The organism is Sphingomonas sp. PP-CC-1A-547, assembly GCF_003610375.1.
Taxonomy (GTDB): Bacteria; Pseudomonadota; Alphaproteobacteria; order Sphingomonadales; family Sphingomonadaceae; genus Sphingomonas.
The window spans coordinates 727,572-747,207 of the sequence record NZ_RAPZ01000011.1; the positions used below are offsets into that span (position 1 = coordinate 727,572).

The 19,636-nt window shown below is 65.2% G+C and carries 17 protein-coding genes; 9 read left to right on the forward strand and 8 right to left on the reverse strand.

Going from position 1 to position 19,636, the window contains the following annotated elements; translation table 11 throughout:
* Positions 1–3 precede the first annotated feature (3 nt).
* The gene (locus tag C8J39_RS09670) at positions 4–645 is read right to left on the reverse strand and encodes a carbonic anhydrase (RefSeq protein WP_120300233.1); all 642 of its coding nucleotides are present in this window, start codon (positions 643–645) and stop codon (positions 4–6) included.
* Positions 646–819: 174 nt separating this feature from the next.
* Here C8J39_RS09670 and lipA point away from each other — a divergent pair, with 174 nt between their 5' ends.
* Together lipA and C8J39_RS09680 are read left to right on the forward strand one after the other, a co-directional pair.
* Positions 820–1,746, forward strand: coding sequence for a lipoyl synthase (lipA, locus tag C8J39_RS09675; RefSeq protein WP_120300234.1), 927 nt, complete (start codon positions 820–822; stop codon positions 1,744–1,746).
* Positions 1,746–2,219, forward strand: coding sequence for a type II toxin-antitoxin system RatA family toxin (locus tag C8J39_RS09680; protein WP_120300235.1), 474 nt, complete (start codon positions 1,746–1,748; stop codon positions 2,217–2,219). Before lipA ends, C8J39_RS09680 begins: the two co-directional genes overlap by 1 nt.
* Here C8J39_RS09680 and C8J39_RS09685 read toward each other — a convergent pair.
* The 3 genes from C8J39_RS09685 to C8J39_RS09695 are packed head-to-tail and all read right to left on the reverse strand — an operon-like array spanning position 2,165 to position 4,349.
* Positions 2,165–2,680 carry a CinA family protein gene (locus C8J39_RS09685; protein WP_120300236.1) on the reverse strand — a complete coding sequence of 172 codons (516 nt, stop codon included), beginning with the start codon at positions 2,678–2,680 and terminating at the stop codon, positions 2,165–2,167. The genes C8J39_RS09680 and C8J39_RS09685 overlap by 55 nt on opposite strands.
* Positions 2,680–3,204, reverse strand: coding sequence for a hypothetical protein (locus C8J39_RS09690; RefSeq protein ID WP_120300237.1), 525 nt, complete (start codon positions 3,202–3,204; stop codon positions 2,680–2,682). The genes C8J39_RS09685 and C8J39_RS09690 overlap by 1 nt, the downstream gene beginning before the upstream one ends.
* Entirely contained in the window at positions 3,201–4,349 is a 1,149-nt protein-coding gene (locus C8J39_RS09695) for a bifunctional 2-C-methyl-D-erythritol 4-phosphate cytidylyltransferase/2-C-methyl-D-erythritol 2,4-cyclodiphosphate synthase (RefSeq protein WP_120300238.1), read from the reverse strand. The genes C8J39_RS09690 and C8J39_RS09695 overlap by 4 nt, the downstream gene beginning before the upstream one ends.
* A gap of 91 nt (positions 4,350–4,440) precedes the next feature.
* Here C8J39_RS09695 and dusB point away from each other — a divergent pair, with 91 nt between their 5' ends.
* The 7 genes from dusB to hflX all read left to right on the forward strand — a co-directional run bounded on the left by dusB (position 4,441) and on the right by hflX (position 13,548).
* Positions 4,441–5,439, forward strand: coding sequence for a tRNA dihydrouridine synthase DusB (gene dusB / locus C8J39_RS09700; RefSeq protein WP_120300239.1), 999 nt, complete (start codon positions 4,441–4,443; stop codon positions 5,437–5,439).
* A complete protein-coding gene (locus C8J39_RS09705) occupies positions 5,408–6,490 on the forward strand; it encodes a nitrogen regulation protein NR(II) (protein WP_120300240.1) in 1,083 nt (360 codons plus the stop codon). Before dusB ends, C8J39_RS09705 begins: the two co-directional genes overlap by 32 nt.
* A complete protein-coding gene (ntrC, locus tag C8J39_RS09710; protein ID WP_120300241.1) occupies positions 6,487–7,944 on the forward strand; it encodes a nitrogen regulation protein NR(I) in 1,458 nt (485 codons plus the stop codon). The genes C8J39_RS09705 and ntrC overlap by 4 nt, the downstream gene beginning before the upstream one ends.
* 52 nt (positions 7,945–7,996) lie before the next feature.
* Positions 7,997–10,234, forward strand: a complete 2,238-nt coding sequence (locus tag C8J39_RS09715) for an ATP-binding protein (RefSeq protein ID WP_120300242.1) — start codon at positions 7,997–7,999, stop codon at positions 10,232–10,234.
* 4 nt (positions 10,235–10,238) lie between these two features.
* Complete coding sequence (locus C8J39_RS09720; RefSeq protein WP_056058755.1) at positions 10,239–11,615, forward strand: sigma-54 dependent transcriptional regulator; 1,377 nt, start codon at positions 10,239–10,241, stop codon at positions 11,613–11,615.
* A 101-nt stretch (positions 11,616–11,716) separates the two neighbouring features.
* Entirely contained in the window at positions 11,717–12,259 is a 543-nt protein-coding gene (gene hfq / locus C8J39_RS09725; protein ID WP_082441049.1) for an RNA chaperone Hfq, read from the forward strand.
* A complete protein-coding gene (hflX, locus tag C8J39_RS09730; protein ID WP_120300243.1) occupies positions 12,256–13,548 on the forward strand; it encodes a GTPase HflX in 1,293 nt (430 codons plus the stop codon). The genes hfq and hflX overlap by 4 nt, the downstream gene beginning before the upstream one ends.
* Here the strand turns inward: hflX and mazG are convergent.
* The 4 genes from mazG to C8J39_RS09750 form a co-directional block, all read right to left on the reverse strand.
* Positions 13,529–14,263 (reverse strand): nucleoside triphosphate pyrophosphohydrolase, encoded by a 735-nt coding sequence (gene mazG / locus C8J39_RS09735; protein WP_120300244.1) that lies wholly within the window; start codon positions 14,261–14,263, stop codon positions 13,529–13,531. The genes hflX and mazG overlap by 20 nt on opposite strands.
* An 83-nt stretch (positions 14,264–14,346) precedes the next feature.
* Entirely contained in the window at positions 14,347–14,865 is a 519-nt protein-coding gene (locus tag C8J39_RS09740; protein ID WP_120300245.1) for a GNAT family N-acetyltransferase, read from the reverse strand.
* Positions 14,862–15,461, reverse strand: coding sequence for a 4'-phosphopantetheinyl transferase superfamily protein (locus C8J39_RS09745; protein ID WP_120300246.1), 600 nt, complete (start codon positions 15,459–15,461; stop codon positions 14,862–14,864). The genes C8J39_RS09740 and C8J39_RS09745 overlap by 4 nt, the downstream gene beginning before the upstream one ends.
* The gene (locus C8J39_RS09750) at positions 15,458–19,483 is read right to left on the reverse strand and encodes a Pls/PosA family non-ribosomal peptide synthetase (RefSeq protein ID WP_120300247.1); all 4,026 of its coding nucleotides are present in this window, start codon (positions 19,481–19,483) and stop codon (positions 15,458–15,460) included. Before C8J39_RS09750 ends, C8J39_RS09745 begins: the two co-directional genes overlap by 4 nt.
* Between the last annotated feature and the right edge of the window lie 153 nt (positions 19,484–19,636).

A 19,636-nucleotide genomic window follows, 5' to 3' on the forward strand; every position in this document is an offset into this window, starting at 1 on the left:
CCGTTAGGCTTTCGCGGATTTGGCTTCTGTCGACTCTGCCTGGATGAACTCGTCATCCTCGTTGAGCAGCAGCATCTGGCCCTTGTCGATGCCGAAATAGGCACCGCGAAGGGCCAGCGTGCCGGCGGCTTCGGCCTCAGCCACGAACGGAAACGTCCGCAGATTGGCGATCGAGGTGCGGACGGATTCGAGTTCCATCTCGCGGCCGGCCTCGGCGCCTTCACCGTACTTTGCGATGACCTTCTCGCGGGCACCGTCGAGCAAGCTGACCCAGTCGGACACAAACCCGCCTGCACCGTGATCGGCATCGGCAAACGCCTGCGTCAGCGCAGCCTTGCACCCGCCGCATTTCTCGTGGCCCATCACAACGATCTCTTCGACCTTCAGCTGGGTAACCGCGAACTCGATCGCCGCGGAGACGCCGTGGTAACCACCACCCGTCTCGAACGGCGGCACTAGGTTGGCGACGTTACGCACGACGAACACTTCGCCGGGTAGCGTATCGAAAATCTGCGCGGGTTCGACGCGACTGTCGGAGCAGGCGATAATCATCACCTTGGGGCTCTGGCCGTCCTGCAGTTCCTTCCAGCGCTCGCGCTGCTCCTCCCAGGGGCCGTCCTTGAAGCGGTGATAGCCTTCGATCATTTCCGGAAAGTGAGTTGGCACGATTAGCCTTCCATATCAGTTTGCGATGCAACATGACAAACTTGTCATGTTGAAACTGGTTCCATGATTTTATCCAGTTCGTCCGATGGTTCCAACCCGCCGACATAGCTCGCCGCCATTGTCTCAGCGGCAGGGCGGGGCTATCTGGCGTGCATGAACGACATGACCCCGATGGCTGCGCCGGTCCGTGCGCGCAAGCCCGACTGGATCCGCGTCAAGGCGCCGACCTCTGCTGGCTTCGCAAAGACCCGTGAGTTGATGCGCTCGAAAAGCCTCACCACCGTGTGCGAAGAGGCGGCGTGTCCGAACATCGGCGAATGCTGGTCGAAGAAGCATGCGACGGTCATGATCCTCGGCGATACCTGCACGCGGGCGTGTGCGTTCTGCAACGTCAAGACCGGCATGCCGCGTGCGGTCGATCGCATGGAGCCGCAGAACGTTGCCGATGCGGCGGCGCAGATGGGGCTCAACCACATCGTCATCACCTCGGTCGATCGCGACGATCTTCCGGACGGTGGCGCGTCGCAGTTCGTGAAGGTGATTCAAGCGATCCGCGCGTCGAACCCGACGACGACGATCGAGATTTTGACGCCCGACTTCCGCAACAAGGCGCAGGCCGCGATCGAGTCGATCGTCGAGGCGCGGCCCGATGTCTACAACCATAACCTCGAGACAGTGCCCCGGCTCTATCCAACGATCCGCCCCGGTGCGCGCTACTATGCGTCGTTGCGGTTGCTGGAGAGCGTGAAGAAGCACGATCCGTCGATCTTCACCAAGTCGGGCGTGATGCTCGGGCTCGGCGAGGAGCGTCTGGAGATCCATCAGGTGATGGACGACATGCGCTGCGCCGACATCGATTTCCTGACGATGGGGCAGTATCTCCAGCCGACGCCGCGCCATGCCAAGGTCGCCGAGTTCGTGCCGCCGAAGGCATTCGATGCCTATGCCTCGATCGCGCGCGCGAAGGGCTTCCTGCTGGTCGCGTCGTCGCCGCTGACCCGGTCGAGCTATCACGCGGGCGACGACTTCGAACGGTTGCGTGCGAACCGCGACGCCAAGCTGGGCGTCGCGCGCATCTGATGCCGAAGCATTCGGAAACGCGCCATCTGCCCTACACGCCTGAGCAGATGTTCGACCTGGTCGCCGATGTCGGCCGCTACGCCGAGTTCCTGCCTTGGGTCAGCGCGATGCGCGTGCGCTCGAACAGCGAGACGGAGACGCTCGCCGACATGATCGTCGGCTTCAAGGGCCTGCGCGAGACGTTCACGTCGCGGGTTGAGAAGGTGCGCCCGAGCGAACTCACCGTCGATTACGTCGATGGTCCACTCAAGTACCTCCGCAACGAATGGCACTTTCGCCCAGAGCCGCAAGGCTGCGCGGTCGACTTTACCGTCGACTTCGCGTTCAAGAACCGGATGTTCGAGATGATCGCCGGGCAGGTGTTCGGTGCCGCGCTGCGGAAGATGATCGGTGCGTTCGAAACGCGCGCCGCGGAGCTTTACGGGGCCGACGCGTCCGGCAACAAGAGTTCGAGCGCGCACAACGCGGCCTGAAGCCGTATCCCGCCGCGGCCGAGATCGCCAAAGTCCTTGCGATCGGCGTGGACGTCGGACGGGTCGCGACCCTTCTCGGCGCGACCGAACACCACCGTGCCGACCGGCTTCTTGAGCGATCCGCCACCGGGGCCTGCCACGCCGGTTATCGCGACGGCGATATCAGCGCCCGACTGTTTAAGCGCGGCCTGCGCCATGCTCCAGGCGACCGCGATCGAGACCGCGCCGAACGTGTCGAGCACGTCCGAACTGATCTTCAGCACGCCAAGCTTGGCGGCGTTCGAATAGGTGACGAAGCCGACCTCGAACACGTCGGACGAGCCGGGGATCTCGGTCAGGGCAGCCGCGACGAGGCCACCGGTGCAGCTCTCGGCGACCGCGACGCGGCGACCGATCGCACGGTTCTGTTCGACCACCTTGCGGGCGGCGTCGACCAGTTCGGCGGGAAGGATCGTATCCATCAGCGAGTCTCCACCGGGCAGAGCAGCATCGCCACCGCGGCGATATCACCGCTGCGCGACTTCTGGGATTTGAGGTACCGCAACGTCTCGACGACGATGCCCGCGGTGTTGCGCGGTGGCAAGGGCTGGAGCAGCGTCACCATCCGGTCGATCGTCCCGCAATCGCGCGTTGCGATCCGCCCGACGATCTGCGGCACGAGCAACGTCGTCAGCAGTGGTCGCGCAAACTCCGAGTCTAGCATCGCGTCGACGGCAGGATCGCTGAGCTTGACGATCGCCGCGCGCGCTGCCGGCCATGCTCGGTCGGACTCGACCTGATACCGGTCGATCAACGCACTTGACTGCGATCGGATGAGACTTCTGGCGGGAAGCTGCGCCGCACAGACGCGACCAGTTTCGCGGAGAATGTCGGGCATCGCGACGAGCGTCAGCGATTCGGCCTCGGGCCCGGTGATGCAGCGCTGTTGCGCCACTGCCGGGCTTGCGAGGAGGGCGATCCCCGCAAGCGCTGCCGAGATCTTCAAAGCGGCGATCCGGGCAAGCGAATGGTCGCGACGGCCTGCGCAGCAATGCCTTCGCCGCGCCCGGTGAAGCCGAGCCGTTCGGTCGTCGTCGCCTTGACGCTGACCCGGTCGGGCGTGAGCCCGAGCAGATCGGCGATCCGCGCGGTCATCGCCGCGCGGTGCGGGCCGATCTTCGGCGCCTCGCACATGATCGTCAGATCGACGAAATCGATCCGGCCACGCTTGTCGGCGATCAGCTTGGCGGCGTGCTGGAGGAACTGCGCGGAGTCGGCACCCTTCCACTGCGGGTCGCTCGGCGGGAAATGGGTGCCGATATCGCCCGCCGCGATCGTCCCGAGCAGCGCATCGGTCAGCGCGTGGAGCGCGACGTCGGCGTCGCTATGCCCCGACAGCCCCTTGTCGTGCGGGATCAGGACACCGCCGAGCCACAGCTCCTCGCCGGTTTCAAGACGGTGGACGTCGAACCCCATCGCGGTGCGGGTTTCGTAGGCGACACGCGCTTCGGCGGCCGCGAAATCTTCTGGGTGCGTGACTTTCTCGAGCATCGCCGAGCCCTGCACCAACGCGACGCCGACGCCAAGCCGTCGCACCATTTGCGCGTCGTCGGTCGCCTCTTCGTCCGCGGGCCAGACGGCATGCGCGGCGCGCAGTGCCTCCACGGCAAACGCCTGGGGAGTCTGCACGCGGTTGAGGTCCGCGCGGGGCACGATGTCGCCGAGCAGGACGCCGCCGCGCGCCAACGTATCGGTCACCGGCAGCACCGGAATGGCCGCGTCCCTGGTCTTCAAGGCGGCAACGAGCGAATCGATGACCGCGTGCGACAGGAAGGGGCGGGCAGCATCGTGAATCAAGACGTGCGTCGCGTCGCCGACCGCCGCTATGCCGTTGGTAACCGACTCGCGCCGCGTCGGTCCGCCAACCACGATCACCGTGTTCCCCAATGCGGCGGTCGCCAAACCCTGCTGGCCCTCGGCGACGACGACGATAGTCTCGCCGATCGCCGGATGCGTCGCGAACGCCTCATGGGAATAGGCGATCATCGGCCTGCCGGCGATTAGCGCAAACTGCTTGGGGACCGACCCGCCGGCGCGCACGCCGGTCCCGGCAGCGACGATGATCGCAACGATACGCTTTGCCTGTGTCATCCTCGCGACCTAGCGCTTCGCTCCGGCCCTCGCCAGCCTTGCCTGAAACGGCATGTTGGGGTAGAGGGATGCCTCTTTTTCAGGCACATCCATGCGTAACCTTGCTCCTATCCAGATCGGTCCTGTCCGGATCGAAAGCCCCGTCGTGCTCGCGCCGATGACCGGCGTCACCGACATGCCGTTCCGCACGCTGGTGCGACGCTATGGCTCGGGCCTCAACGTCACCGAGATGGTGGCAAGCCAGGCCGCGATCCGCGAGACACGCCAGTCGCTCCAGAAGGCGGCATGGGATCGGCTCGAGGAGCCTGTGTCGATGCAGCTGATCGGGTGCACGCCGTACGAGATGGGAGAGGCGGCCAAGCTCAGCCAGGATCGCGGCGCGGCGATCATCGACATCAACATGGGCTGCCCGGTGCGCAAGGTCGTCAATGGCGACGCAGGCTCGGCGCTGATGCGCGACACCAAGCTCGCCAGCGCGATCATCGAGGCGACGGTCAGGGCGGTCGACGTGCCCGTGACGCTCAAGATGCGAATGGGCTGGTGCCACGACAGCCTCAATGCGCCCGACCTCGCGCGCATCGCCGAGGACCTCGGAATCAAGCTGATCACCGTCCACGGCCGCACGCGCAACCAGATGTACAAGGGCAGCGCCGACTGGGGCTTCGTGCGCAAGGTCAAGGACGCGGTCACCGTCCCGGTGATCGTCAACGGCGATATTTGCACCATCGAGGACGCCGAAGCCGCAATGGACCAGTCCGGCGCGGATGGCCTGATGATCGGTCGCGGGTCTTACGGCCGCCCCTGGGTACTCGGCCAGGTAATGGAGTGGTTCGCCACCGGCCGTCGCATCGAAGACCCGTCGATCACCGAGCAATATGACGCGATCGCAGGGCATTACGAGGCTATGCTCGAACATTACGGGATCGAGACCGGCGTCAACATGGCGCGGAAGCACATTGGCTGGTACACCAAGGGTCTCCCCGGCTCGGCGGAGTTCCGCAACAAGGTGAACCAGGTGCCCGATCCCAAGCAGGTCAAGGCGATGCTGGCTGAGTTCTATGCTCCCTGGCGCGACCTTGAAGCGGCCTGATACGCCATCGCGCAATCGGCCGGGGTTCGCAGAACTCTTCGCCGCACTGCCGGTGGCTGTGGTGGTCGTCGATCCCGACCACCGGGTCGCACATGCCAACGCGCTCGCCGAGCAACTGCTGAACCTCTCGGAACGGTTGATGATGGGACAACCGCTCGATGCGATCATCCCGCCGCCAGACGATCCGCGAAATCGGGACGGACACGCTCTCGCCGTCTACGACACCGAAATCTCGACCGCTCGCGGTGTCAAGATCCGCGCAGATTTCGCCGAGACGCAGATCGCCGACTACCCGGGCTGGCGCGCGATAACCTTGCACGTGTCCGCCACCTCGCGGCGGCTCGGACACTCCGCGGATCGCGCCGCTGGAGCGAGGGCTGCGGTCGGTGCCGCGGCGATGCTCGCGCACGAAATCAAGAATCCGCTGTCCGGTATCCGCGGCGCCGCGCAACTGCTTGGTGCGGGCGAACTTACCACGTTGATCGTGACCGAAGTCGATCGCATCGCCGCGCTGATCGACCGCATGCAGGACTTCAGCGACACCCGGCCTCTGCCGCTCGCCAGCGAGAACATCTATCCGCTACTCGGTCACGCGCGCCGGCTCGCACTCGCCGGTTTTGCGCGCGGCATAACGATCGAGGAGCGCTTCGATCCTTCACTCCCGCCAGCCCAGATCAACCGCGACGCGCTGCTGCAGATCGTCATAAACCTGCTGAAGAACGCGCGCGAAGCCGTTCGCAACGAACGCGAACCGCGGATCGTGATGACTACCGCGTACCGGCATGGCATCACCGTGAGCTCGGCACCCGGTAAGCCGCGCCTGCCGCTGCCGATCGAGATTTGTATCTTTGACAACGGTCCCGGCGCGCCCGCCGACATCGCCGATCACTTGTTCGATCCGTTCGTATCGGGTCGGCGCGAAGGGCAGGGGCTTGGTCTCGCGCTGGTCGACAAGCTAACCAGAGACATGGGCGGCATCGTCCAATACGGCCGCGAAGGAAACCCCGAGATAACCGTCCTTCGCCTCTTGCTGCCGAGAGCCGCATCATGAGCACCGTCTTGGTCGTCGACGACGACGCCGCGATCCGGACCGTCGTCGCGCAGGCGCTTCGTCGCGCCGGGCATGAGGTCACCGTCGCCGACAGCCTCGCGCAACTCGAACGCGCGCTTGCGGTGTCGCTGCCCGACGTTCTCATCACCGACGTTATCCTCCCCGACGGCGACGGCATCGATCATGTCCGCAGCGTCGCAGCGCGCTTTCCGCTGCTCCCGATCATCGTCCTCTCGGCGCAGAACACCCTGACCACAGCGGTCCGCGCGGCCGAGGTTGGCGCGTACGAATATCTACCCAAGCCCTTCGACCTCGACGTGCTGACCCGCGCGGTCGCCGGTGCGCTCGCGCGGGGCGGGATGGTATCTGAGGATGCGCTCCACGAGGCGGACCGCGCGCTGCCCCTGATCGGGCGCTCGGCGGCGATGCAGGACGTCTACCGGATCATCGCGCGCGTCGTATCGAACGATCTGACCGTGCTGATCTCGGGCGAATCGGGGACCGGCAAGGAACTCGTCGCGCGCGCGATCCATGATCTTGGACCTCGTAGTCCGGCACCGTTCGTGGCGATCAACATGGCCGCGATTCCGCGCGAGTTGATCGAAGCCGAGCTGTTCGGACACGAGCGCGGCGCTTTCACGGGCGCCGCCACGCGCAACGCCGGGCGTTTCGAACAGGCGTCGGGCGGCACGCTGTTCCTCGATGAGATCGGCGACATGCCGATGGAGGCGCAGACCCGCCTCCTACGCGTGCTCCAGTCGGGCGAGTTCACCAGCGTCGGTGGCGCCCGGACGATCCGCGTCGACGTTCGCATCGTCGCCGCGACCAACCGCGATCTGGCATCACAGGTCGCGACGGGGCAGTTCCGCGAAGACCTGTTCTACCGGCTCAATGTCGTCCCGATCACGTTGCCGCCCCTGCGCGAACGACGTCAGGATATCGCGTTGCTCGCACGGCATTTTCTGGACCACGCCGCTGCACAGGGCCTTCCGCGGCGTCAGCTTGCCAGTGACGCCCTGGTCGCGCTTGGCGGGCACGACTGGCCGGGCAACGTTCGCGAACTCGAAAATCTCATGCGGCGGCTGGCAGTCTTGTCGCGCGACGAAATCATCGACGCGGACGCGATCCGTACCATGATCGGCCGCCACGCCTCGCTCACCGACCCGGTCGACCTCGATATCGGACAAGCCGTCCGCGCGATGATCGAGCGCATCGCTCATGACGATCCAGCCGCACTCGACGACGGCACGCTCTACGACCGCGTGATCGGCGAAGTCGAACGGCCGTTGATCGAGGCGATGCTGGCGCGTCATGGTCAGAACCAGCTTCGGGCCGCGCGCGCGATGGGGATCAACCGCAATACCCTGCGTAAACGCCTCGATACGCTCGGCATCGATATCGGCGGTACGATCGGCAGCGACGCGCTCCGCGTAGACGAACCGGAACGGCGGTAATTCTGTCATTATGTGGTTTCACGGCAACGGTTGACGTTGTATCGGGGCAACGATGATCGCTTCCGCGACGCTACCGATGGACGATGACGGGCCTGCACACCGGTTTGCCGTGACGCCTGCCGTAGAGGCGGTCGTGCTCGGCGTGGCGATCGCGATCGCCGTCACGAGCTACTTTATCATCACCGGCAGCGACGCACCGCAGCGCCTGATCCCACCACCCCTGGTAGCACTCCTGCTTGTCGCGAACCTCGTGCCCGGCATCGCTCTCCTCATGTTGCTTGGGCGACGTGTGGCCATGCGCCGTGCAGCGCGTTCGCCGGTCGGCGGTGGCGGTCGCCTCCACGTTCGCCTCGTCGCTTTGTTCTCGATCGTCGCCGCCGTGCCGATGCTGCTGGTGACGATCTTCGCATCGCTGCTGTTCCAATATGGCGTTCAGTTCTGGTATTCCGATCAGGCGCGCGGGATGCTCGAGAATGCGACCGGGCTTGCCCAGTCGTCCTACGCACGCCAGCTCAACCGCTGGCAGGAAGCCACCGTGACGATGGCAAGCGACATGTCTGCCTATCTCCGAGAGCGCTCGCTGCAGAGCCCGGATTTTTCCGGCTGGTTTCTCCAACAGGTCTATTTTCGCAGCCTCTCGGAAGCGGCGTTGTTCAAGCTGTCCCCTCAGCAGGGCATCCAGACGCTTGCGATCGTCAACCCGTACGAGATCGACTTTACGCGCCGTGTCACACCCTCGGCGATCGCCGAGTTGCGGTCGGGCAAAAGCGCGGTCGTGGCGGTGACGGGCGATCGTATCCAGACGATCACGATGCTGCCTGGATCTGACGAACTGTTTCTCTATGCGGGCCGCGTCGAGGATACGAAATCACTCTCCGAACAGACCACGCGCGCAAACGACGTGCTGAAGAGTTATCGATCGCTTCTGGCCAGGGCGCGCAGTCTCCAGTTGCAGTTCAATGCGGCACTGTTGTTGATCTCGTTGCTGATCGTGGGAATTGCGGTGTGGATCGCGCTGGCTGTTGCGGATCGCCTCGTCCGGCCGGTGGGCGAACTCGTCGACGCCGCACGTCGGGTGGCAGCTGGCGACCTGACCGCGCGCGTCCCCGATCCGCGCAGCCGCGACGAGGTCGGCACGCTCGCCAACGCATTCAACCAGATGACCGGGCAGCTGGAGGCGCAGAACACCGAACTCGTCACGGCCAATGGCCAGCTCGAAAGCCGTCGCGCACTGATCGAGGCGGTGATGGCGGGGGTCTCCGCAGGGGTCGTCGCAACCGGACGCGAGCGGACGATTACGATTGCGAACGATTCGGCGACGACGTTGCTGGGCACCGATACTGGCGGGTTGGTCGGACGGCGCCTGGTCGATGTCGCGCCCGAGCTCGACGCGATGCTCGATGGCGGCGACCGAGAGGCGATCGTCGAAGTCGGGCAGGGGAGCGAGGTTCGTACACTCGCCGTGCGGATCGCCCGGCCGGCTACCGGCCCGATCCTGACGTTCGACGACATCACGCAGCAGCTGCTCGATCAACGCCGTGCGGCATGGTCGGACGTCGCGCGCCGGATCGCGCATGAAATCAAGAACCCGCTGACACCGATCCAGCTTGCGGCCGAACGGCTTCAACGCCGGTATGGCGGCAAAATCGAGGCGCAGGATGGCACGTTCTCGCGATTGACCGACACGATCATCCGTCAGGTCGGCGATCTTCGTCGGATGGTCGATGAATTCTCCTCGTTCGCGCGAATGCCGAAGCCGGTGTTCCGCGGGGAATCGCTGGTCGATGCCGCGCGCCAGGCCCTGTTCCTGCACGAGGTCGCGCATCCCGCGATCAGCTTCCAGCTGGTGCAGGACGATCCGGGTCTCATGCTGGTTTGCGACCGCCGCCAGATCGGGCAGGCGCTCACGAACATCGTCAAGAACGCGGTGGAAGCCGTTGAAACGCGCGGCGAACCCGGCGGATCGGTGACGATGACGTTGACGAGTAATGCCAACACGGTCGGCATCGCAGTGGCGGACACCGGCATCGGGCTACCCGCGGAGCGGGATCGGATCGTCGAACCTTATGTAACGACCCGTGCCCGTGGCACAGGCCTCGGCCTTGCCATCGTCAAGAAGATCATTGAGGAGCATTGCGGCACGATCGGCTTTTCCGATCGGCCGGGGGGCGGTACACTCGTCACCATGACCTTCGACGCCAAGGCGCTGGCCGCGCTCGACCAAGGGGCATCCGCATCCGAGTTGGCTGGGGAGGGCCGACTCGACACGATGACCCGCAACCGGACATGATTTAATGGCGCTCGATATTCTCGTCGTGGACGACGAACGTGACATTCGCGAACTCGTGGCCGGCGTCCTGGAGGACGAAGGCTATGAGACGCGCGACGCTGGCGACAGCGATTCCGCCTTGGAAGCAATCGCAGCGCGGCGTCCCTCACTGGTGCTGCTCGATGTATGGCTGCAAGGTTCGCGTCTCGACGGCCTCGAACTGCTCGACGAGATCAAGCGGCGCGATCCGTCGATCCCGGTGCTGGTGATCTCGGGGCACGGCAATTTGGATACCGCCGTCGCCGCAATCCGCCGCGGGGCGTCCGATTTTATCGAAAAGCCGTTCGAGGCCGAACGACTCCTACTGATGGTAGCCCGCGCGACCGAGACCGAACGCCTTCGCCGCGAAGTCGCGACGCTGCGCGCCACGGTCGGCCGCGAAACCGATCTCACCGGCAGTTCGGGCTCGATCAACGGCGTTCGCGCGACCTTAAAGCGGGTGGCGGCAACAGGCAGCCGCGTCCTCATCATGGGCGCGGCGGGAGTCGGCAAGGAAGTCGCCGCGCGCCTACTGCACGGCTGGAGCCTGAGGACCGACGCGCCGTTCATCATCGTCAGTGCCGCGCGGATGACGCCCGAGCGGATGGACGAGGAACTGTTCGGCGTCGAGGAAGCGGGCGATCTCGTCCGTCCCGGTCTCTTCGAACAGGCGCATGGCGGCACGTTGTTCCTCGACGAGATCGCCGACATGCCGATCGCGACGCAGGCCCGTATCCTGCGCGCCCTGACTGACCAGAGCTTTACGCGGGTAGGTGGTACGCGCGTCGTCAAGGTCGACGTTCGTGTCGTCTCCGCGACGGCCCGCGACCTCGTCTTCGAAATCGCGGAAGGACGGTTCCGCGAGGACCTGTATTACCGGCTCAACGTCGTACCAGTGATGATCCCCCCGCTGTCCGATCGTCGCGAGGACATCCCCGCGCTGGTCCAGCATTTCATTGCGCACTACGCGTCCGAGCGGCGCGTGCCGACGCCGGAAATCGCGCCGGACGCGATGGTTGCGTTGCAATCCTACGACTGGCCGGGAAATGTCCGGCAGTTGCGCAACGTCGTCGAGCGCACGATCATTCTGGCGCCGGGAGACCGGATCGGGCGGATCGATCTCGACCTGTTGCCGGCCGAAGTTCTTGGCGATCAGGGCGATATCGGATCGGCCGGATCGACCGCGATCATGGGCTCGCCTTTGCGGGAAGCGCGCGAGACGTTCGAGCGGGAATATCTCAGGGTGCAGATCCGACGTTTCTCGGGAAATATCTCGCGGACGGCGAGCTTCATCGGCATGGAGCGTTCGGCGCTCCATCGAAAATTGAAGCTGCTCGGCATCACGGAAACCCGCGAGGAATAGACGCCGTAATTTCGCCGCCCTCTGGATATAGCAGGGCGGCGATCATAGATCAGTACCGCGCCCGGTAACCGGGTGCATCTCCGACGCCGGGAAACGGCGCCTTGCGGGCAAAGTCCCGCCAAAAACAAAGGGTTATCCCATTGGCCGATAAACCAGGCTCGCTTCAGGATCTGTTCCTGAACGCACTCCGGCGCTCCAAGACGCCGGTCACCATGTTCCTCGTCAAGGGCGTAAAGCTGCAGGGCATCGTCACATGGTTCGATAATTTTTCCGTCCTGCTGCGCCGCGATGGCCAGTCGCAGCTGATCTACAAGCATGCGATCTCGACGATCATGCCTGCTGGGCCCATGGACGTGTCGGCGATCGTCGATGCCGTGGGAGAAAACCAGAAGAAGCACCCGCTTCTGCAGGATATTTTCCTCAACGCGGTGCGCAAATCCGAAGACAGCGTGACCATGTTCCTCATCAACGGCGTCATGCTGCAGGGCCAGATCGCAGGCTTCGATCTGTTTTGCATGCTGCTCCAGCGCGAAGGTATGGCACAACTCGTCTACAAGCACGCTGTCTCGACGATCCAGCCGGCGCGCCCGCTGAACCTTGCCGAAGAGCCCACTGACACGGATGAAACGGACGATGACGATTGAGTAGTGGTTTCGAACGCGATCGGGACGAGTTCACCCGTGGAACACGAGCGATCGTCGTTCTCCCCGACCAGGGCGACGCCGCGCGCGACGTAGACGCTCGGTTGGAGGAAACCGCGGGGTTGGCCGCTGCCATCGGAGTCGAGGTGGTAGAACGGATCGCTTACCGCGTCCGCCAGGCAAAGCCCGCAACGCTGATCGGAAGCGGGCAGGTTGAATTGTTGGCCACCCAAGTTCGGATGGAAGAGGCGGGACTGGTCGTATTCGATGCGAGCCTGACTCCGATCCAGCAGCGCAATCTGGAGAAATCGCTCGAGGTGAAGGTTATCGATCGCACCGGACTGATCCTCGAGATCTTCGGTGAACGCGCCGCGACCGCCGAGGGGCGCTTGCAGGTCGAACTCGCGCATCTCGATTACCAAGCTGGCCGGCTTGTGCGGAGCTGGACCCATCTCGAACGTCAACGCGGCGGTTTCGGCTTCCTTGGCGGTCCGGGCGAGACGCAGATCGAAGCGGATCGTCGTTTGATCCGCGACCGGATGGCGCGATTGAAGCGTGAGCTCGAGCAGGTCAGCCGTACGCGTGGGCTGCACCGCGAACGGCGCCAGCGTGCGCCGTGGCCGGTAATCGCGCTCGTCGGCTATACCAATGCGGGTAAGTCGACGTTGTTCAATCGCGTGACTGGTGCCGACGTGATGGCGGAGGATCTGTTGTTCGCAACGCTAGATCCGACGCTACGTCAGATTCAGCTCCCCGGGCTAGACAAGGCGATCCTGTCGGACACCGTCGGCTTCGTTTCTGACCTGCCGACGCAGTTGGTCGCCGCGTTCAAGGCAACTCTGGAAGAGGTCGTGTCCGCCGATCTGCTGGTCCATGTCCGTGATATCGCCCACCCGGATTCGGAGGCGCAGCGTGCCGATGTCGAGACTGTGCTGGCCGAGATCGGTGTCGACGACAATACGCCGCGGTTCGAGGTTTGGAACAAGCTCGACCTGCTCGATCCCGACGCGCACGACGAGATTGCCGGCGAAGCGGCGCGGCGCGACGACGTCGTGGCGATATCGGCGCTGAGCGGGGAAGGGGTGCCGCATCTGATCGAGCAGATCGCGGCAAAACTGACGGGGGCGCATCGGCGCTACCAGATCACGCTCGATGCCAGCGATGGCGCGGGCGCTGCTTGGCTGCATGCGCATGGCGAAGTGTTCGGGAGCGTCGATGACGAGCTCGAGACGACATATGACGTACGACTGTCCGATGCGGATTACGACCGGTTCATCCGCCGCGACGTTTGACCACCTGCCATAGTTCCTCCTTCTGATCGAGGGTCATGCCGGCGAACGCATCGCCGCCGAGATCCTCGATCGCTCGGAACCGCGCCTCGAACTTCAGGTTGCCAGCGCGTAACGCGCTTTCCGCGTCTACTCCGAGATGTCGCGCCCAGTTGGTCACCGCGAACAACAGGTCACCAACTTCTTCTGCAAGCTTCTCGGAAGGAGCTTCGCGAACCTCCTCGATTTCCTCGTGGACTTTCGCCAGCGGCCCGCTCGCATCCGGCCAGTCGAAGCCCACACGCCCTGCACGTTTCTGCAACTTGTCGGCTCGAGACAGTGCCGGAAGGCCAAGTGCGACCCCCGCCAGTGCGCTGCTGTCCGATTTCGCCGAACGCTCTTGCGCCTTGATCGCTTCCCAACCGGGCGACTGTTCCACGTCCCCGAATATATGCGGATGACGCCGTTCCATTTTGTCGGCAATCGAGGTCACGACGTCGGCCAGCGTGAAGGCACCGGCTTCCTCGGCAATGCGGCTATGGAACACGACCTGAAGCAGAAGGTCGCCCAGTTCGTCCTTTAGATCCCCGGGATCGTTCCGTTCAATCGCGTCGGCGACTTCATAGGCTTCCTCGATCGTGTAGGGCGCAATCGTGGACCAGGTCTGCACACGGTCCCATTCGCAACCTTCGACGGGATCGCGCAACCGGGCCATGATGGCGACGAGACGTTCGATCATAGAGAAGCCTTATAGAACGGGATTTTTCGGTCCGGAACGTACGCCAAAACATCGAGGGCGTGGTAGATGAAGACTGGACCGTATCAGGCCGTACATTGCGCAAAAGCAGCGTCGCGTCTGCCCGTTAGCTCTTCGAGCGACACCCCCGCAATATCGAAGCGGAGTTCGTGCATGTCCATGCCGGAACGGTAGCCGCCGGGCCAGACGCTGGTCAGTTCGAAGCCGCAATGCTGGAAGAACGGCGAGACCTGAGGCGAGGTGTCGACGGTGACGTAGCGCGTGGGCGGTTCGGCTGAGGTGGCGACATGGAGCAGGCGTTCGAACAGCAGCAGCTTGCCGAGGCCCGAGCCATGGTACGTCCGCGCGACCATGCCCCAGAAGAGCAGCGCCTTGTTGTAATGCTCCCAGATCTCGTAGCCGCCGAACGCGCCGGGGACGCCATCGACGTCGACTACGAATGCCGGGCCGTCGGGGTCGTCGAGCGTTTCTTCCAGCCATTCGCGGTCGCCGTCGCCGAAATACTCGGGGAGGTTCGAGTCGAAGATCGCGAGGACGGCGGCGCGGTCCTTGTCCTCGTAGCGGCGGGTCAGGATGCTGGTCATGGCTGGCTCCACTGCGCGATGGTTTCAATCGCGTCGGTGGTGGAACGGCTCCAGCAGCGCGAAGTGCCTTCGAAGGTCGCGGTCGCGTGGATCGGATCGGTCACGACGGTCTCGATCGCTTCGGGGCGGATGCGGCGGGGTTCGCCGATGAGCTTCGCGTGCGCTTCCTTGATCGTCCAGCGGCGGAGCCAGGCTTGGGGCCGGGCGGGGGTGGGCAGGCGGCGGAGCGCGGCGGCTTCTGTGGGGGTTAGCATGTCCCAGAGCGGAGCGTGATCGTCGACAACTTCGCGGTCGACGGCGATCGGTGTGCGCGCAACGCCGATCAGGGCGCGTGCGCCGCGGCTGGAGAGGCTGAGATACCAGCCGTTGGGGGCGGAAACGATCGGCGCGCCGGCCGGACTGCGTGTCAGTCGAACGTCGTCTGAGTCGCCGGCGAGTTTGCGTATCAGGCAGGAGGCCAGACCGTGTCGGATCGCGCGCGCATCGCCGGGCAAGCCGGCAGCGTACGGTCCGGACTCGGCAACGCTCCACGCGATTGGCGACTGCCCGTCCCAGACAAGGGCGTCGAGCGGACCGTCGTGCCAGATCGGCGTCACGTCGCGACGGCGATCCGCGCCGGGCTTCCGTCCCAGCTCGTGCCGTCGGGCAAGGTCTCGCCCTTCATCACCACCGATAGGTCGCCGAGCTGCGCGTCGGCCCCGATCTCCGCGTCGTACAGGACGATCGCGAGCGAGCCGATCGTCGCGCGGTCGCCGACGCGGATCGCGCCGACCTTCATCACGCGGTCCTCGAACAGGTGCGTCTGCAGTCCCGCGAAGTCGTTGAGCGCGACGTCGTCGCCGATGTCGACGAGGTCGTGCTCCGTCAGGTCGGTGGTGTCGATGTAGCAACGCTTGCCGATCCGCGCGCCCATCAGCCGGAGATAGAGCGCGATCCACGGCGTCCCGCGGAGTGGTTCGAGCAGGTTGGCGACGGCGAGATTCTCGTAGGTCGCGGTCACCAGTTCGGTACGCCAGACGAACGTGCTCCAGAGCGGCGCGGTCGTGACCTTGTAGCGGCCGACGACGAGCCATTTGAGCGCGAGGACGAAGATCCCGCAGGCGAGGCAGAAGCCGACGTACAGGAACGGGAAGGTCGCCGCGACGACCAGCGCGCCGTTATCGAGATCGTCGAGGTCGCCGACGACCGACAGCAGCAGGCTGAAGAACACCAGGAACGCGGTCAGCGACAAGGTGGTGCGGACCGCCTCGATCGACAGGCGCGTGGCGATCAGCGCGCGCGACGGGTTAAAGCGCGCGCCTTCGTCGAACATCGTGTTGACCTGTCGTACCGGCAGCTTGATCGCGGGCGAGCCGAACCAAGTGCTGCCCGCCTCGGTGGCGAGGGCCGGGTCGCTCGGCGGCTTCGAGAGCACGCCGACGAGCACCTCGTCGCCGATCTGCGTGCCGCTCGGCAGCAGCGCGGAATTGCCGATGAAGCTGCGGCGGCCGATCTTGGTATGCGCGAGTTCGATCGTGCCGTGGCCGATCCGCGCGGCGCCGAAGATCACCGAGTCCGCAATGAAGCTCTCCTCGCCGATCTCGACCAGGTCCGGGACGATCGCGCTGGCGGTCGAGATTTCCGCGCGACGGCCGACCTTCACGCCGAGCGCGCGGTACCATGGCACCACGTAGAGCGTCGCGAAGATCGGGTGGAGCAGGCGCAACGCGAGGTCGTTGATCTGCTGGACGAACCAGTAGCGGACGTAGAACCCGCTGTTCAGCGCATAGACCGCGGGCGCGACGCGACCGAGGATCAGGCGCTTGGCCGCCACCGTCAGCACGCACATCATCACGACATAGGTGACCGCGAGCAGCGGCGCGACCGCGACATAGGCATAGCCGCTGGTCGCCCAGTCGAGCTCGATCAGCGCGATCAGGCCCGGCGCGATCGGCAGGATCGCGACCAGCGGCAGGATCAGTGCGCACAGGAACAGGCCGATCGCCGGGCCGGCATTGCGCGGGGTTGCGGTGGCCGGGCGGCGGGGCGCATCGCCGTCATGCGCGGCGGGCGAACCCGCCCAGCGCTGGCCGGCCGGGATGGTCGCATCGGCGGGCAGCGCGGACAGGTCGTCGAGCATCGCATCGTCGCCGAGCGCAGCGTTGCGGCCGACCACCGCCATCGACCCGACGAACGCGCCCTTGCCGAGCTTGACGGTGCCGAGCCGCAGTAACCCACGCTCGACCGAACTGGTGGCGAGCACCGACTGGTCGCTGATGATCGCGTCGTCGTCGGCGTGGAGCAGGTCGGCGGTGTCGATGATCCCGGTGCCGATATGGACTCGCTCGCCGATCTTTGCGCCCATCATCCGGTAATAACCGCGGATCATCGGCGTGCCCGCGAGATACGGCGTCGCTGTGACGCCGATGATCCGGCGGACCAGCCACCAGCGGAAATAATAGCTGCCCCAGAGCGGGTAATCGCCCGCCTTGAAGCGCCCGACGATCAGCCATTTCAGCGCGATCGACAGGAACATCGACGCGATCGGTACCACCGTGAAGAACAGCCCGCTCAGGATCAGCGCGTCGACCCGCGGCATGTCACCGGCGAGATGCGTGTAGGCGAGATAGGGCGAGAACCACTGGAGCCCCGCCAACGTGTAGATCGGCAGCAGCGCGAGCGTCTGCGCGGCGACGCACAGCTGGCGCTTCCACGGCGCGATATGATGGAAGCTGGTCTCGTCGAGGATCGCGACGGGCGTGGTGCCGCCAATGCGGAGCGCGAGCGCGCGGATGGTTGGCGCGGCGTAGACGTCCTCGAGCGACAGCCCTTCGAGGCCGCGCACCTTTCGCGCCGCCGAAACGAGACGTGCGGCCTTCAGCGAGTGGCCGCCGAGATCTTCGAACAGGTCGTCGAGCACGGACACCGGCTGCGGCGCGAACGCCTCGGCCCAGACGCGGTGCAGGCTTTCCTCCAGCGGCGTGGCGGGCGCGACCATCTCGCGGTCCGACGTCACGGTGATCTCGGGCTTGACCAGCGCCTTGCGGTCGACCTTCCCCGAGGCGGGGAGCGTCGGCATGTGCGACAGCAGCTGATACCCTGCCGGGCGCATGTAATTGGGGAGCCGCTCGGCGACGCGCGCCTTGAGGCCGACCATGTCGATCTCCTCGGCCGGACGCGCGATCAGGAACGCCGCGAGGAATTCGGAGCCATCGTCGTCGGTGAACAACTGGACGACGGTTTGCGCGACGCCCGGCCATTCGCCGATCATCGCCTCGATCTCGGCGAGCTCGACGCGGAAGCCCCGGATCTTCACCTGCGTATCGATGCGCCCAACGAAATCGATGTCGCCCGCCGCGTTGAGCTTCACCAGGTCGCCCGACCGGTAGATCCGTTCGGGGGCGCCGGAAGGCCCATCGAACGGCGTCATGATGAACTTCTCGGCGGTCAGATCGGGGCGGTTGACGTAGCCGACGCCGACGCCGGGGCCGCCGATCACGAGTTCGCCCTCCTGGCCGTCAGGGACCGGCTGCATATGCTCGTCGACCACCCAGGCGGTGTAGCCGGGGAGCGGCTTGCCGATCGTGATCCGCTGGCCGGGGAACACCTCGGTCCAGGTGGCGGTCACCGACGTCTCGGTCGGGCCGTAGGTATTGAGCAACCGCAATCCGGGACGCGCGAGGCGGCGTGGCAGGTCGGCGGGGCACGCTTCGCCGCCCATGTTGAGCAGGCGCAGCGTCGGCACCGGATGCTCGACCAGCGCGATCAGCGAGGGAACGACGTGCCAGATCGTCGTGTTCGCTTCCGCCAACGCGATCGCCACGTCGGGGCCACTGGTCGCCAGCGCCTCGGTCGCGACCAGTACGACCGCACCGACGAAGAACGCGCTCCACATCGTCTCGACCGACATGTCGAACGCGAGGCTGAACCCGCCGAACACGACGTCTGCCGGGGTGAGATCGAGGATCGCGCTTTCCGAGCGGACCAGGTGGCAGGCATTGCCGTGCGAGATCATCACGCCCTTGGGGCGGCCGGTCGTGCCCGAGGTGTAGATGATGTAGGCGAGGTCCTGCGGGGTGGCCTGCGTGACGTCGCGACCGATTGGTTCGGACGGCTCAGCCGCGAGATCGCCCAGTGCGGCGTCGAGCGCGAGTGTTTTTCCCTTCAGGTTGGCGACGCGGCTGGCGACGGTGATTGTCAACGCGGCCTCGCTGTCCTCGACGATGAAGTCGATCCGGTCCTGCGGATAGCCCCAGTCGACCGGCACATAGGCAGCGCCGGCGCGCAGCACGCCGAAGATCGCCATATACTGGTCGAGCCCGCGCGGCAGGCACAGCACGACGCGGTCGGCGCGGCCGATCCCCATCGCGCGGAGGCGGTGCGCGAGCGCGAGACTACGCGTGGCGAGATCGGTATAGCTCCACTCGGTCTTGCGGTCGTATTCCTCGTCCGCGCCGATCAGCCGCAGCGCGGTCGCGTCGGGATGCGCCGCGCGCGTGGCGTCGAAGATCTCGTGCAGCAGTTCATCGCGGGCGTAAGGCTCTGCGGCACGCAACGCAGGAGCGGGGGCGATCGACGGGTAAGCCGTCCTTGCTAAAATGGCAGTATCGGAAGGGCTTACCGGCGTGTCTTGCTGCATGCCCAAGCCTTAGACGATGTCGAACGCCATTTGCTACTCGTCATCGGCGTACAGGAAAACCTTCGAAATTTTCCGCCCGGTGCGAATGGAGGGCATGGCCAGAGAAGGCTTGCGGCGCCTTCGGTGCTGACTTACACCCCTACTACACCTTCG